The 13,850-nt window shown below is 70.8% G+C and carries 19 protein-coding genes and 1 pseudogene; 12 read left to right on the top strand and 8 right to left on the bottom strand.

The genetic code is table 11. The annotated features are described in order from the left end of the window. Positions 1-47: 47 nt before the first annotated feature. The 5 genes from ACIBK6_RS33435 (at position 48) to ACIBK6_RS33415 (ending at position 3,804) form a co-directional block, all read left to right on the top strand. Entirely contained in the window at positions 48-314 is a 267-nt protein-coding gene (locus tag ACIBK6_RS33435) for an acyl carrier protein (protein WP_399055709.1), read from the top strand. Then, entirely contained in the window at positions 311-1,492 is a 1,182-nt protein-coding gene (locus ACIBK6_RS33430; RefSeq protein ID WP_399055707.1) for an acyl-CoA dehydrogenase family protein, read from the top strand. Before ACIBK6_RS33435 ends, ACIBK6_RS33430 begins: the two co-directional genes overlap by 4 nt. Further along, complete coding sequence (locus tag ACIBK6_RS33425) at positions 1,489-2,562, top strand: HAD-IIIC family phosphatase (RefSeq protein ID WP_399055706.1); 1,074 nt, start codon at positions 1,489-1,491, stop codon at positions 2,560-2,562. The genes ACIBK6_RS33430 and ACIBK6_RS33425 overlap by 4 nt, the downstream gene beginning before the upstream one ends. Before the next feature lie 25 nt (positions 2,563-2,587). After that, positions 2,588-3,475 (top strand): 3-hydroxyacyl-CoA dehydrogenase family protein, encoded by an 888-nt coding sequence (locus tag ACIBK6_RS33420; protein ID WP_399055704.1) that lies wholly within the window; start codon positions 2,588-2,590, stop codon positions 3,473-3,475. 107 nt (positions 3,476-3,582) lie between these two features. Then, entirely contained in the window at positions 3,583-3,804 is a 222-nt protein-coding gene (locus ACIBK6_RS33415) for a hypothetical protein (protein ID WP_399055702.1), read from the top strand. A 32-nt stretch (positions 3,805-3,836) separates the two neighbouring features. Here the strand turns inward: ACIBK6_RS33415 and ACIBK6_RS33410 are convergent, their stop codons facing one another. The 3 genes from ACIBK6_RS33410 to ACIBK6_RS33400 form a co-directional block, all read right to left on the bottom strand. Further along, positions 3,837-4,193 carry an ArsR/SmtB family transcription factor gene (locus ACIBK6_RS33410; RefSeq protein WP_399055700.1) on the bottom strand — a complete coding sequence of 119 codons (357 nt, stop codon included), beginning with the start codon at positions 4,191-4,193 and terminating at the stop codon, positions 3,837-3,839. After that, the gene (locus ACIBK6_RS33405) at positions 4,190-4,636 is read right to left on the bottom strand and encodes an SRPBCC domain-containing protein (protein ID WP_399055697.1); all 447 of its coding nucleotides are present in this window, start codon (positions 4,634-4,636) and stop codon (positions 4,190-4,192) included. Before ACIBK6_RS33405 ends, ACIBK6_RS33410 begins: the two co-directional genes overlap by 4 nt. A gap of 161 nt (positions 4,637-4,797) precedes the next feature. Then, positions 4,798-4,995 carry a hypothetical protein gene (locus ACIBK6_RS33400; protein WP_399055695.1) on the bottom strand — a complete coding sequence of 66 codons (198 nt, stop codon included), beginning with the start codon at positions 4,993-4,995 and terminating at the stop codon, positions 4,798-4,800. 145 nt (positions 4,996-5,140) lie between these two features. Here ACIBK6_RS33400 and ACIBK6_RS33395 point away from each other — a divergent pair, with 145 nt between their 5' ends. From ACIBK6_RS33395 to ACIBK6_RS33385, 3 genes are all read left to right on the top strand, one after another. Beyond that, complete coding sequence (locus tag ACIBK6_RS33395) at positions 5,141-6,055, top strand: LysR family transcriptional regulator (protein WP_399055692.1); 915 nt, start codon at positions 5,141-5,143, stop codon at positions 6,053-6,055. Between the two features lie 106 nt (positions 6,056-6,161). Next, positions 6,162-6,320 carry a hypothetical protein gene (locus ACIBK6_RS33390; RefSeq protein WP_399055690.1) on the top strand — a complete coding sequence of 53 codons (159 nt, stop codon included), beginning with the start codon at positions 6,162-6,164 and terminating at the stop codon, positions 6,318-6,320. A 13-nt stretch (positions 6,321-6,333) separates the two neighbouring features. Then, entirely contained in the window at positions 6,334-6,954 is a 621-nt protein-coding gene (locus tag ACIBK6_RS33385) for a disulfide bond formation protein B (RefSeq protein ID WP_399055688.1), read from the top strand. Positions 6,955-7,212: 258 nt separating this feature from the next. Here the strand turns inward: ACIBK6_RS33385 and ACIBK6_RS33380 are convergent, their stop codons facing one another. After that, a complete protein-coding gene (locus tag ACIBK6_RS33380; RefSeq protein WP_399055686.1) occupies positions 7,213-8,322 on the bottom strand; it encodes an FAD-dependent oxidoreductase in 1,110 nt (369 codons plus the stop codon). 124 nt (positions 8,323-8,446) lie between these two features. On the opposite strand from ACIBK6_RS33380, the gene ACIBK6_RS33375 reads away from it, so the two are divergent. Further along, positions 8,447-9,040: a TetR/AcrR family transcriptional regulator gene (locus ACIBK6_RS33375; RefSeq protein WP_399055684.1), complete on the top strand. Its 594-nt coding sequence runs from the start codon at positions 8,447-8,449 to the stop codon at positions 9,038-9,040. Positions 9,041-9,186: 146 nt separating this feature from the next. On the opposite strand, the gene ACIBK6_RS33370 is transcribed toward ACIBK6_RS33375, so the two are convergent. Next, positions 9,187-10,038: an NAD-dependent epimerase/dehydratase family protein gene (locus ACIBK6_RS33370; RefSeq protein ID WP_399055682.1), complete on the bottom strand. Its 852-nt coding sequence runs from the start codon at positions 10,036-10,038 to the stop codon at positions 9,187-9,189. On the opposite strand from ACIBK6_RS33370, the gene ACIBK6_RS33365 reads away from it, so the two are divergent. Continuing rightward, positions 10,001-10,555 (top strand): TetR/AcrR family transcriptional regulator, encoded by a 555-nt coding sequence (locus ACIBK6_RS33365; protein WP_399055680.1) that lies wholly within the window; start codon positions 10,001-10,003, stop codon positions 10,553-10,555. The two genes, ACIBK6_RS33370 and ACIBK6_RS33365, sit on opposite strands and share 38 nt — an antisense overlap. Positions 10,556-10,686: 131 nt before the next feature. Here ACIBK6_RS33365 and ACIBK6_RS33360 read toward each other — a convergent pair whose 3' ends face one another. After that, on the bottom strand, positions 10,687-10,974 hold the full coding sequence (locus ACIBK6_RS33360; RefSeq protein WP_399055844.1) for a hypothetical protein: 288 nt from the start codon (positions 10,972-10,974) through the stop codon (positions 10,687-10,689). Between ACIBK6_RS33360 and ACIBK6_RS33355 the strand changes: the two are divergent. After that, positions 10,931-11,203: pseudogene (locus ACIBK6_RS33355) on the top strand (RICIN domain-containing protein); the annotation flags it as partial. The gene ACIBK6_RS33360 and the pseudogene ACIBK6_RS33355 sit on opposite strands and share 44 nt — an antisense overlap. 131 nt (positions 11,204-11,334) lie before the next feature. Here ACIBK6_RS33355 and ACIBK6_RS33350 read toward each other — a convergent pair. Beyond that, positions 11,335-11,847, bottom strand: a complete 513-nt coding sequence (locus ACIBK6_RS33350; protein ID WP_399055678.1) for an RICIN domain-containing protein — start codon at positions 11,845-11,847, stop codon at positions 11,335-11,337. A 161-nt stretch (positions 11,848-12,008) separates the two neighbouring features. Here ACIBK6_RS33350 and ACIBK6_RS33345 point away from each other — a divergent pair, with 161 nt between their 5' ends. Then, positions 12,009-13,016 (top strand): helix-turn-helix transcriptional regulator, encoded by a 1,008-nt coding sequence (locus tag ACIBK6_RS33345; protein ID WP_399055676.1) that lies wholly within the window; start codon positions 12,009-12,011, stop codon positions 13,014-13,016. Between the two features lie 371 nt (positions 13,017-13,387). Here the strand turns inward: ACIBK6_RS33345 and ACIBK6_RS33340 are convergent, their stop codons facing one another. Continuing rightward, positions 13,388-13,756 (bottom strand): nuclear transport factor 2 family protein, encoded by a 369-nt coding sequence (locus ACIBK6_RS33340; RefSeq protein ID WP_399055674.1) that lies wholly within the window; start codon positions 13,754-13,756, stop codon positions 13,388-13,390. Positions 13,757-13,850: the final 94 nt, after the last annotated feature.

Below are 13,850 nucleotides of genomic sequence, written 5' to 3'. Positions count from 1 at the left end.
GGCGAAGACCGCACGCAATACCTGTAGATCCGAGGAGAGATCACCCCATGACGACAGCACCCGTGACGACAACGGTCGAGGACGTCCTGGCCTTTCTGGCCGCCGCACTCGGCACCGAAGTCGGCCCCGACGACGACTACTTCGCCGCTGGACTCGCCGACTCCCTCTTCGCTCTGGAACTGGTCACGTTCGTGGAGCAGCGCTTCCGGCTGACGGTGGAGGTCGAGGACCTCGCCATCGACAACTTCCGGACGGCCGCGCGCATCATCGCCTTCGCCCAGGCCCGGGGCGCCCGCACCGACGCGGCGGCATGATGACGTACGCCGTCGAACCAGCAGGCCCGCCGGACGCGGCGAAGTTCGCCGCCACCGTCCGGGGCGAGGCCGGCGACTGGGACCGCGCGGGCACGCTGCCCGAGGCGGTGCGCGAGGCCGTCGCGCGGGCGGGGCTCTTCGGGGTGGGACTGCCGGAGCGCTATGGCGGATCGGGCGGCGGCCCGGCCGACCTTGGCGACGTCTGTGCCGAGATCGGCGGGGTGTGCAGCGCGTTGCGTGGCCTGCTCACCGTGCAGGAGATGGTGGCCGCCGCGCTGTTGCGCTGGGGCACGGCGGCCCAGCGCGAGGAGTGGCTGCCGCAGCTGGCCCGCGGGCACCGGTTCGCCGCCTTCGCCGCGACCGAGGCGGGGGCGGGCACGGATCTGGCCGGTGTGGAAACCCGCATCGACGAGGATGGTGACCATCTGGTCGTCACCGGGCGCAAGCTGTGGATCACCTTCGGCAGGACCGCCGATGTCTTCCTGGTACTGGGCCGGGCCGCCGGGGGCCCGGCGGCGGTGCTGGTCGAAGGAGACCGGACGGGCGTGCGCCGGGAGCCCGTCGACGGCCAACTGGGCATGCGGGCGGCCGAGATCGCCCATGTCGGCTTCGACGGGGTGCGGGTGCCGCGCGACCACTTGGTCGGCCCGCCGGGCACCGGCCTCACCCATGTCGTGGGCACCGCGCTGGACCACGGGCGGTACACGGTGGCATGGGGTTGCGTCGGGATGGCCGAAGCCGGCCTGGATGCCGCGGCCGACCATGCGGTGAACCGTCTTCAGCAGGGTGTCCCACTGGCCGAGCACCAGCTCGTACGGGCCCAGCTCGCCCGCGCCGCCGTTCAGACCAGGGCCGCACGCGAACTGTGCGCCCGCGCGGGCCGACTGCGCCAGGAGGGCGATCCGTCGGCCGTGGCGGAGACCGTCGTCGCCAAGTACGCGGCGGCCGGTGCCGCCACCACCGTCGGCTCGACGGCGGTGCAGACACTTGGCGCCGCCGGCATCGCGCCGGACAGCCTGGCCGGGCGGTTCTTCCGGGACGCCAAGGTCATGGAGCTCATCGAGGGCTCCCCATTCGTGTCGGAACTCCACATCGCGGACCGGCTGTTGCGCCGGTACGGGTTCCGTCCCTCATCCGGCGAGCGAGCTCGCACAGTGATCCAGGAAGGACCGCAATGACGACCGAGGCAGCGGCCACCCACACCGCAGGAGCCGTCCCCGCACCGACCGTGAAGTGCCTGGTGTGGGACCTTGACGACACCGTGTGGAACGGCACGGTTCTGGAGGGCGACGCTCCACAGCCCTTCCCCGAGGTCCTCGCCACGCTGCGCGCCCTCGACGAGCGCGGCATCCTGCACGCCGTCGCCAGCCGCGGCGACCACGCCACCGCCACCGCGCATTTGCAAGCACTCGGCATCGAGGAGCTGTTCACGGTCCTGGAGATCGGCTGGGGCGCCAAGTCCGATGCGGTACGCCACGTCGCCGAGGCCATCAACATCGGGATCGACACGGTGGCGTTCATCGACAACGACGCGGTGGAACGCGCGGAGGTCGCGGCGGCCCACCCCGCCGTGCGCGTCTACGCGGCCGAGCAGGCGGCCGGGCTTCCCGACCTGACCGCTTTCCAGCCCCCGTTCGTCACCGATGAGAGCCGCGGCCGCCGTCACCTCTACCGCGGTGAACTGAGCCGCAAGCGCGCCCAGGAGACCTACACCGGCCTGGCGAAGGACTTCCTGGCCACCCTCGGCCTGGTCCTCACCGTCCGACGGGCCACCGAGACGGACCTCGAACGCGCCCATGAACTCACCGTCCGCACCCACCAGCTCAACACCACGGGCCGCACGTACGACATGTCCCAGCTGCGGGAGCTGCTCGCCTCACCGGCGCACCAGGTCCTGGTGGCGAGCCTTGAGGACCGCTTCGGCTCGTACGGCACCATCGGCCTGGCGCTCACCGAACTCACCGGCACCGACAGCGTGTTGAAGCTGCTGCTGCTGTCCTGCCGGGTGATGTCCCGCGGCGTCGGTCCGGCCCTGATCGGCCATCTCGTGCGCGACGCGCTGGCGGACGGCCGCCGCCCGGTGGCGGAGTTCGTACCCACCGAGGTGAACCGGGTGATGCTGGTCAACCTGCGCTTCAGCGGCTTCGACGTGATCGAGCGCACCGGCGACCGGGTCCTGCTCGGTTTCGACCCCGCGGCGGCACCACCCGCCCAGGACGGCGCGGTCCGCGTCGTCGCCGCCGCCTGACCCCTCTGCCGATCCAGGAGAGCCCGTGACTCACAGCATCACGCACCCCGCGCCCCGCCGTACGGTCGGCGTCGTCGGCGCGGGCACGATGGGCGTCGGTGTCGCCCACTGCCTGGCGGCCGCGGGCCATGACGTCACCGTCGTGGATCCCCTGCCGCGGTCCCTGGCCACCGCCCCCGACCGGCTGCGCGCCGGACTCCGCATGGCCGCCCTGCTGCGCCGGGCACCGGCCGACGGGGTCGAGCCCACGGTGCGGCGGGTGCGCTTCGGCGCGGACGTCGAGGAACTGCGTACCGCGTCCTTCGTCGTCGAATGCGCCCGCGAGAGCATCCCCGTCAAACGGGAAGTCTTCCGCTCCCTCGATGCCGTGCTCTCCCCGACCGCGGTGATCGCCACCTGTACCTCCGCCATCCCGGTCGGCCTGCTCGCCGAGCACGTCGAAGCCCCCGAGCGCGTACTCGGCATGCACTTCATGAACCCGGCCTACGCCAAGGATTCCGTCGAGGTCGTCCGAGGTGAACACACCAGTGAGCAGACCCTGGACCACGCCCATGACCTGCTGAAGACCATGGGCAAGCAGGGCATCGTCGTAGGCGACGCACCCGGTTTCGTGTCCAACCGGCTGTCGCACGCCACGTACAACGACGCGGCCGCCGTGGTGCAGGCGGGCACCGCGGACGCGGCCACCGTCGACCGGCTCTTCCAGGAGTGCTTCGGGCACACCATGGGGCCGCTGCGCACCGCCGACCTGATCGGCCTGGACACCGTCGTGGACACGCTGCACGTCCTGCACGAGCTCACGAGCGACTCCCGCTTCACTCCCTGCACACTGCTCACCGACCTGGTGGCAGCGGGCAGGCTGGGGCGCAAGAGCGGGCAGGGCTTCCACACGTATGCGACCGGGAAGTCCTGACGGAGGTCTCCGCCGACAGTCCGGCGGGCTGTCGACTCAGCACCTCGCGTTCACGGGCGGCCGGCCTGCCAGCCGTGGTCCGGCCGGAGTCGCGATGGTGGAAACCGGTGGCCTCCACCCCGCGGCCCGTCTTCGTGACCGCGGGGTGGGGCAGGGGAGCCGGCGGCCGGGTGGTCCGCGACGGCGCTGCAGACATCGGCACGTGGCTTGAGCGCGCATGCGCCGACGACACGCTGGTGACCCGCATCGGACCCGTGCACGCCGACCACGCCGAACCGGGCCAGGTCGCCACGTCGGGCAGGCCGATGTCGTCAACCCGGTTCGACTGAACACGCCCACCGACCGGTACGCGGAAGCCTTCTCAGCTTCGCGAGTCCCGCTCGGCTGCCTCGGCGATGCGCTTGATGTTCGCCAGTCGCCGGTCCCAGTCGGCGGCGAGCGAGGCCATCCACTGCGCCGTCGCATCGAGCGCCGCGGACCGCACCGTATAGCGCACCTCGCGCCCGACCCTGCCGCCGGACACCAGCCCGGCGGCGTCCAGGACGGCGAGGTGTTTGACCACGGCCTGACGCGAGACGGGAAGGTGTTCGGCGAGCGTCGTCGCGGTGGCCTCGCCCTGCGCGGCGAGCAGTTCGAGCAGCCGGCGTCGCGTCGGGTCGGCCAGCGCGGCGAGGACGTTGTCGACCGCCTCGACGCTGCCACGGGGTTCGTCGGTCACACGGAGGGCTGTTCGGCGCGCGTCTTGAGTACGTCGAGTTCCTGGGGCCAGCCGCCGGTGTTGTCCTTGACCGCCTTGCTGCGCAGCTCCTCGGACCCGGCCAGCGCCGCGAACCCGCTCTCGACGACGCGCAGCCGCGTCTTGCCGCCTTCCGGTGTCAGCGTGAACTCCACGAGGGTGCTGTTGTCCTCGCGCAGTTCTTCTCCGGGGAACGCACTGGCCCAGCGGTACGCCAGGTAGGTCGGCGGTTCGACCTTCTCCACGCGCACCGGGAAGTTGCCGTGCTCGGGGTGCTTCGCCACCATCTCCTCGCCTTCCCTGGCCACCGTGCCGGGCAGGCTCGCCTTGTCGGCCACCCAGAAACCGGGCTCGGCCACCAGCGACCAGACCCGCTCCAGGGATGCCTCGATCAGGGTTTCGCGTTCGATCCGGTCCTCGCTCATGAGGGGACTCCTTCATCGCCACCATTGGATGCAACTCCAGAGTTGCAGATTGAGCTCCCGGATGCAACCCGAGGGTTGCACCCCGATCGGGTCCGGTTGCCTCGCCGGGCGGGGTGATGGCAGGGAATCCCGTGCTGAGGGGCCAGAGCGCGTCCGATGGGTCACACCAGCGCTCCGTCGACCCCCGCCTCACGGGTGCAGGCTTCGGCGATCGCAAGGCTGTCCTCGTACATGTGAAAGCCGGTGATCACACCGTTCTCCACGACGAAGGGAACGGAGAAGGGCGAGCTGTCCAGCTTGCCCGTGGCGCGAACCCTGCCGGCCAGGAGACCGGCGATGACACCATGGACGCCGTCCACGATGAGGTGCCCGCCTGTACCCCGGCAGCATCGCCACCGCCTACGCCGCAGACCTTCGACGTCCCGCCGCCACGGGCTCCCGGCGACCCGCCGCACGGCGTTCCGGTGATCCGCGCGGAGCCGCGCAGGCTCATAGCCTGGCCCTATGCCGCTCTCACCCCGCGTCCCCGACCTGACCGCCCTCGACCTGCTGCTCAGCGTCATCGAGCTGGGCAGCCTCGGCCGGGCCGCCGAGGCGCACGGGATCAGCCAGCCCTCGGCGAGCTCCCGCATCCGCTACCTGGAGAAGCTGGTCGGCGTGTCCGTCCTCGAACGCACCACGCTGGGCTCCCGGCCCACCGCGGCGGGCACGCTGATCGCCGAGTGGGCGCGTACGGTCGTCGACGCGGCGCACCAACTCGACGTCGGGACCGGGGCGTTGCGGGAGCGGCGCGACTCGCAGCTGCATGTCGCGGCGAGCCAGACCGTCGCCGAGTACCTGTTCCCGCAGTGGTTGGTGGCACTGCGCACCAGCACGCCCGCGGCGGCCGTCGCCCTGGAGTCGGGCAACTCGGCGGAGGTCGCCAGTGCCGTGCTCGACGGCCGGGCCGAGATCGGCTTCATCGAGAGCCCGCGCGCGCCGAAGGGCCTGCAGAGTCATGCCGTTGCGAGGGACCGCCTGGTCGTGGTGGTGGCCCCGGCTCACCCGTGGGCGCGGCGCCCGGGCATCCCGGTCGAGGAGCTCGCCGCGACGCCGCTGGTGCAGCGCGAGCCGGGGTCGGGTACCCGTACGACCTTCGAGCGGGCCGTGGCCGCCCGCGTCCCCGGCTGGCAGCCGAACGCCCTCCTGGAGTTGTCCTCCACCACGGCGATCAAGAACGCGGTGGCCGGCGGCGTCGGCCCGGCGGTGCTGAGCTCGCTGGCGGTGGCGGCCGAACTCGCCGCGGGCGCCCTCACATCGCCCCCGGTGACCGGCGCGGACCTCTCCCGCACCCTGCGCGCCGTATGGCCCACGGGACAGCGCCCGACCGGCCCGGCGAGGGAGCTGTACGCCATCGCGAGGCGGCGGCTCACGTCATAGAACGGGTCTATGGACCCATAGAAGGGTGACCGCTACCGCGGCAGAACCCCCGGCGGGAGGCTGAAGCCGACAAAGGAAACCGAAGCCTCCTCCGAAACCAGGAACCATGTACACCCTCCTCTTCCTCCTGATCGCCCTGTGCGTGTTCGCGGTGCTCCGCGACTGGTCGCGCCGCGCGCGGCTGCTCCTGTGGTCGGGAACCCTCGCCCTCACAGTCCTCGCGTTCCTCCCCCACCTCGACCGCGCCTTCAACCTGAGCTTCTGAGGAGGAGCCCGCGATGACCACCACCCTGACCCCCGCCCCCGCCCGTCTCGGCAACAAGCTGGGCCTGCTCTTCGCCAACCTGTACGTCCTCGGCATGTGCGCCACCATCGGCGGGGCGTACGTCTTCCAGTTCGGGCTGTGGGAATACCCCTGCCCCATGTGTCTGCTCCAGCGGATGTTCATGCTGCTCAGCGCGCTCGGTCCGGCCTACATCGTCCACCGCTCGCGCCAAGGCGCCGTCACCACACGGGACTTCGCGTCCGGCTGGGGCTGGGCCATCGTGGCCGCCCTGCTCGGAAGCACCGTGTCGGGCGCCCAGGTCCTGATGCACATCGTGCCCCCGGACCCCGGCTACGCGGGCGCCCTGTTCGGCCTGCACCTGTACACCTGGGCCGCCATCACCTTCTTCCTGGCCGCCCTCGCCGCGGGCGTCAACCTGGTCCTGGCCCACGAGGCCCAGCCCCTGGACACCGCCACCACCTCGCGAGCCCTGCGCACCACGGGCTCGTTCAGCCTGTACGTCCTGGCCTTCTTCGCCGTGACCAACCTTCTGGCCTGCTTCTTCCTCCAGGGCCTGCACTGGCAGATGCCGGGTGACCCCACCGGGTACGCCCTGTTCAGCGATCTCTTCTGATCTGCTCCCCGACCACGGGGACCGCACGGCGGTCTCCGTGGCCGTCGGCCCTCCGGGCGGTGCCGCCGTCTGGAAGATCGCGATGCTGGTGCACTCCACCTCCGCCTCCGTCGCCGTCGCCCGGATCGTCCGCCTGGCGATCTCCACGTTCGCCGGGATCACCTTCGCGCTGCTGGCCGGGCACCGGGCGGCGAGAACGATGCCCGCCGCCACCCCGGAGGCACGGCTGCGGGGCCGGGGGGGGGCGATGGAGTCGGCTCAGGAAGTCGTCGCGGGAACGAGGTGGTCGAGTCCCTGCGCACTGCCCGTCGCGGCTTCGATCGAGCGCGGCAGCATGAGGTTCTCGTAGGCGCGAACGGCGTCGTCGATGCTGGATTCGGTGACGAGGGCGTGGGCGAGGTCGGCGCCGTCGAGCATGGCGAGATTGGCGCCGAGCCCAACCGGGGGCATCAGGTGCGCGGCATCGCCGAGCAGCGTGACGCCGGGGACGTGCTCCCAGGTGTGCTGGGCGGGCAGGACGAACAGGGGCCGGTTGATGAACCCGCTGTCGCTGTTCCGCAGGATGGAGCGCAGGCTCTCGTCCCAGCCGTCGAAGATCCTCAACAGGTGCGTCCGCACGGCCCGCTGGTCGCCGAAGTCGATACCGGCAGCCACGTGCCAGTCCTCTGGCTCGCGGAGCGCGATGTAGGCGCGGATGTGGCCGTTGCTGTTGCGCTGGGCGACCAGGGACCTGCCGGCGCCCTTCGCCAGCATCGATCCGTTGCCGACCAGCCGCGCGAGGTCGGGATGGCGGGTGTCGCAGTGGTCGAATCCGGTCTCGACGAAGGTGACGCCGGTGTAGCCGGGTGTGGCGTGCGACAGGGCCGGGCGGACGCGCGACCAGGCGCCGTCGGCGCCGACCACCAGGTCGAAGTCCTCTGCCGTGCCGTCACCGAAGAGCAGTCGGCAGGTGCCGTCCGTCAGCGGGGTGACCCCGCTGACGGCCCGGCCCCACCGCACCGTGCCCTCGGTGAGCGAGTCCAGGAACAGACCGCGCAGTTGACCTCGATCGATCTCCGGCCGGCCACCGGCGACGGAAGGCCCCTGATGCGCCAGGAGAGCGCCGTCGGCGAAGTCGAGCACGCGCCACTCCTCTCCTTCGGGACGGGCGAGGGCGTGGAATCGGTCGAGGAGCCCCGCGGCACGCAGGGCGGCCTGACCGGTGTCGGCATGCAGGTCGAGGGTGCCGCCCTGCGGGCGGGCATCGGCGGAGGCCTCGCGTTCGAAAACGGTGACCGAGCAGCCGTGTTGCTGCAGGACTCGGGCGCAGGTGAGGCCACCGAGGCCGGCGCCGACAATCGCGATGCGGGGATCACGAGCAGAGTTCATGGGAGTGTCCCTCGGGAAGTGGATGAGCCGCCGGGAGGCCCGGCATCACCAAGAAAGCACACTCATAAAATAAGTGCAACGACTAAACTTTAACATCCACTGCACTCTGGGGTATGGTGGGCGAGTGACCGAACCGACCGGGCGCCGCGAGCGCAAGAAGGCCCAGACCCGCCAGTCCCTGGCCGACGCCGCACTCGAGCTCTTCCTCGACCGCGGCTACGACCAGGTCGGCGTCAAGGACGTCGCCGACGCCGCCGACGTCTCGGTGACCACCCTGTTCAAGCACTTCTCCGGCAAGGAAGCCCTCGTCTTCGACCAGGACGACGACCTGGAAGCAGCACTCGTCGCCGCCGTGCGCGACCGCACCCCCGGCCAGTCGATCCCGCAGGCACTGCGCGAGCACATCCTGTTGGCACAGACACAGTTCGCCGTCCATGCCACGGACCCGCGGTTCGCCGATTTCACGCGCATGGTGCACGAGACCCCGGTGCTGCGCGACTACGCCCACCGCATGTGGACGCGCCACGAAGCGGCCCTGGCACGGGCCATCGCCGAGGCCGCCGGCGCCCCCGAGGAAGACGTCAGCTGCGCCGCCCTGGCACGTTTCGCCCTTGAGGCCCGCGGCCTCATCCTCCGGCACGCCGAGCCGCGCCGCGCCGCCGACGAGGCCTTCGCGTTGCTCGAACACGGCTGGGTGGCCTCCCACCCGGGCAACTGACCCAGTACGCGCGGAGCCCACGCGCGGTCCTGCCGGGCAGTCAACTTGCCTAAATTTCCCGGCACTTGACTCCAGGGGGGCGGGCACGTCGTCCGTCAGAACGAGCCTCGTCCCCGCGGGCAAGCCCGACTGGTCTTCCCCGCCCGTCAGGGCTGGATGTTCTCCAGGCTCTCCAGAAGGCTGGGGCGCTTCGGCTCCCAGCCGAGCGCCTGCCGGGTGTGGGTGCTGGACGAGGGCTGGTCGGTCGCGAAGATCGGGCCGAGGGGGCCGTAGGTCTCCGCCGGCACCGACTCGACCGGCAGGCCCAGCCGTCGGCCGATGACCGCCGCGATGTCAGCCACCTCGTCCCCCTCGTCGGCCACGGCGTGCCAGGAGGTACCGGCTTCCGCCCGCTCCAAGGCGAGCCGGAAAAGGACTGCCGCGTCGAGCGCGTGCACGGCCGGCCAGCGCTGTGCACCGTCGCCCGGGTAGCCGGACACTCCGGTCCGGCGTGCGATGTCGGTCAACAGACCGGCGAACCCGCCCGCGCCCTGGTTGTGCACCGTGCGCGGCATGCGTACGGCTATGCTCCGGACCCCGCGCGAGGCCAGGCCCAGGACCGCCGTAACCGCGCGACCGCGACCACCGACCGGCCCATCGGTCGGCAGCGGGTCGGCCTCGGTGGAGACGCGGCCCGGCGCACGGGGCGTACCCGAGACGGTGACGAAGGGGCGGTCGCTGCCGACGAGTTCCTCGCCGAGCGCCGCGAGGGCTGCACCTTCCTCGGCGACCGCCTTTGCGAGCGCGTCCGGGCTGCTGAAGTCGTTGCCGAACGCCAGGTGCATCACCCCGTCGGCCTGAGCGACGCCGGCGCGAAGGACATCCAGATCGGCGAGACCTCCCCGGAGCGGCTCGGCACCGGCAGCCTCGGCGACCAGCGCGGACGCGTCGGAGCGGGCGAGCGCGAGGACGGTGTGGCCGTTGCCGAGAAGCTCGGCGACGACGGCGGACCTGTTCACCGAGCAGGGGTACGACGCCACGACGGTCGCGCAGATCGCCGAGCGCGCCGGAGTCACCAAAAGCACCTTCTTCCAGCACTTCCCCGACAAGCGCGAGCTGCTGGTGGCCGGACAGGAGACGCTCAGCCGGCTGCTGACCGAGGGGATCGCCGAGGCGTCCGGCAACGCCAGCCCGCTGGAGGCGGTCGCTGCCGGTCTCGAGCGCGCCTCGACCGCGATGGGCCCCATGAGCCGCGAGCTCGCCCCTCGACTGAAGGCGGCCGTCGCCGCCAGCACCGAACTCCAGGAGCGTGACGCCCTCAAGAGCGTCAGCCTCGCGGCCGCGATGACAACCGCCCTGGTCGCCCGCGGCGTGCCCGACCCGACCGCGGCTCTCGCGAGTGAGCTGGGCGTCCTCGCCTTCAAACGGGGATTCGCCGAATGGTCCGAGGGCGACCGTGACGCCAAGAACGAGCTCGCCTGCTACGTCCTGGCGGCCCTGGACGAGCTGCGTGCGGCGAGCGCATCGCTGGGCTGACCGGACAACCTCCCCCGCTCATCGGCTGCTTGCTCATCGACCCATCGCTCGTCACCGCGGCCGAAACTACAGAAAGCGACTTGACGACACCTGCTGGCTCGACTCTGTCGGGGATCTTGGCCGCTGCAGCGTCAGCTGACGGCTCGCCGGGAACGGAGGCGCTGGATGCCTTGCTGGTTGAAGCGGGGCTCAGCGGGCCGTTGCGGCGTTGCTCGGCGCGGGATCGTGGGGCTCGGCGCGATCGCGTTCGCGGCGGGGGTGATGCCGGCGTCGGCACCGACCGCGACGCGGCAGAGCGGTGGGATCGGGATCGCGTCGCCCGCGCTCCAAGACGGGGAGATCGTGGAGTTCTGGAACCTCAACAGCCAGCACTGCATGTCGGTCGGGGGCGGAAGCACGGCCGACGGGGCCGGGATCATCCAGTGGTCCTGTTACGGCGGCGCCGAGCAGTACTGGGGTCTCTACCCCATCGCGAACACCGGCGGCGGCTACCAGACCAGGAACAAGAGCAGCGGCAAGTGCCTGGCCGATCCGGCGAGTTCACACAACGCCGGCGTCCAGCTGATCCAGTACGGCTGCGACAACGGGCCGGAGCAGACCTGGTACTTCGACACGAACCCGGACACGGGCTTCACGCAGATCAGCAACCGGGTGGGCGGCATGTGCGCCGCAGTCGGTGCTTCGAGTACGACGGGGGCGCCCCCATTCGTCCACATACAACGCCCGTGCCTCCCCACCCAGATACGGCCGCGCCAGCCAGGTCTGCACCGGCTGCCTGTTCAGCTCATGTGCCAGTCCTGCGAAGCCGAGTCACCGGGGTTCCACATCTGGACCGCGGCGCCGTTGCCCGAGTTCGAGTGGGAGATGTCGAGGACGTTGCCGTTCGCGTTCTGGAGCTTGGGACCGGACCAGTTCCAGGTCTGGGCGTCCCCGCCGACGCAGTTCCAGAGTTGTACCGCTGCGCCGATGTCATGGTTGTTCCAGGCGACGTCGAGGCAGTAGTTGGGGCTGACATCGGAGTGCAGCTGATTACCGATGAAGTACCAGCGCTGGCTCGGCGAACCGGCGCAGTCCGCCATGTAGAGGGCCGCGCCCGGGAGGTTGTTGGCGCCGGCCACGGTCAGGCACCGGTTGTTCATGTTGGAAGCCAGCATGAAACCGGCGAGTGGTTTGGCCGCCACCGCGGGAGCGGCGTCCGCCGGGGTGTATGCCGAGGCGGTGAAGCTGATCAGTGATCCGGTCAGCGCGAGCCCGAAGAGTGCGATTGCCGAGCGCTTCGTTGTCGACCTCATGGTTGTCTCCTGATACCTACAGTGATCGGCGATGTGCCTCATCGAGGTTCGCAAGGTCAGGAGTCACGGAGAACCCCCGGGATTCCGGGGGTTGCCGACGGGGCGGAATGTACGTAATAAAGCGCTTGAACGCCCTGTGGCTGCGGACCCACACTGCGGGTGTGGTGAACGATCGGTTGTTGGGGGAACTGCGCGGGGCGCTGGTACCGGGCGCGGGGATCGAGGAGTCGGGGGCGGCGCTGTCCCGGGTGATCGCGCCCATCGTGGCGCACGACGGATTGCGGTGCGGGGTCATGAACCCGTCGCTGGGGGTGGGCATCAGCGCGCTGGGGTTCTGGCACGGGTACGGGCCCGATCTCGGCCGCGAGCTGATGAGCGTCGGCAGCTTTGCCGCCGGACTGCCCGAACTGGGCCGGCTGGCGCGGCAGACCGTGCCGGTGGGCGTCGTGGATCTCAGCGTTCCGCTGGGCGCGTTCGGCGTCGGCGAGGAGCTGTGCCTGGTGCTGCGGGACACCCGCGGTGTGTGGGGACTGGTCAGCCTGACCCGGGCGGCGGGCGGTCGGCCGTTCGACGCTGACGACACGCACGCGATCGCCGCGGTCGGACGGCCGCTCATCGCCGCGCTGCGCGGCTGCGTGACAGCACGGCCCGTCGCGCCCACGGCGGACGGGTTGCCGCCGGGCATGCTCGTGGTCGGTGCGGACGGCAAGGTCCGGGCGATGACGCCCGTAGCCCGGCAGTGGCTCGCCGCGGAGGCGCCGCAGGACGCGGTCCCGGACTGGCTCCTCGAATCCTTCCTCGCTGCCCTGTCCTTCGAGGCACACGCGCACGCCCGCGACCCGCGGCGCCGATACCCACGGACCTGTTTCAGGTCCGCAGGGTCCGGCTGGACCGGGATCGAGGCACAGCCACTCGGCGACAACGGGGACGTCGCGATCACGGTCCAGCGCGCGACCGGCACGCTGCTGCTCCCCACGTTCTGCGACTGGTACCAGATCACCACCCGCGAACGGCAGGTCATGCGCTACCTGCACAACGGCACCGCCCCCAGACGGATCGCCCGGCTGCTCGACCTGTCCGTCCACACGGTGGACGACTACCTCAAAGCACTCTTCCGCAAGACCGGTACCTGCGGGCGGGACGAACTGATCGCAGCCATCAACGCCTGATGACCTGGTGTGCGGGGCGGGGAGCGCACAGTGGTATCGGCAGCGGGCAGATCGCCGGAGCGGTGCAGGACGTCCGCGGCGTCGCGCGGAGGCGGTGCCAGTGGGGCGCAGCTGACCGGCTTCGAGGAGCCCCGGCGGAGGTGGCGGAGGTGAAGGCCGGGCCGCTGGAGCCGGCCGGACAGGTCGTCGACCTCATGACAGCCCTCAGTGCCTCAGTCGAAGCCGCCAAAGCCGGTCCGCCGCATGAACCTTGTCCCGCAGCACCCGCACCGCTCTGGTCGAAGGCCGGCGCTGCACATTGCCCCCCATTGCACGGTGCGTCACACTTCAGTTGTCAGCCCACTGCCCATCGGGCTTGGAACAGTTCATCGTCAATTCATCAGCTCGGGCGCGAAGTAGTCGCGCAGTCGGGCGATCTTCCCGTCGCGGGTGCGGAAGATCTGTACCAGCGAGACAGTCACGTCGCTTTCGTCTCCGTCGCCCTCCCCGTCGAAGACGGCGTCGATCTCGGCGATGAACACGTCGGGGTCGGTGGTGGTGTGCAGTACGTAGCCGGACTTCTCGAGGTTCGGCGAGCGGTCGTCCCTCACCTGTTGCTCGTAGTACGCCGACATGGCGCTACGGATCTGCTCGCGACCCACCAACCGCCTGGGGAAGACGGCGCCCGCGGGCATGAGCGGCGCCTCGAAGACAGCGTCCGTCGTGAAGTTCTCGGCAAGGGCATCGGCATCCCTGGTCATAGTAGGACTCCGTTAGGTCTGTCTCGATCTTGGGGTCCTGCTGGGCAGGGGTTGTTGGCAGGTGGTGCAGATGCCGGTCCAGCACCTCAGGGTG

Source organism: Streptomyces sp. NPDC050485 (assembly GCF_044458185.1).
Classification (GTDB): domain Bacteria; phylum Actinomycetota; class Actinomycetes; order Streptomycetales; family Streptomycetaceae; genus Streptomyces.
This window is presented reverse-complemented; position numbering and strand designations above follow the sequence as displayed.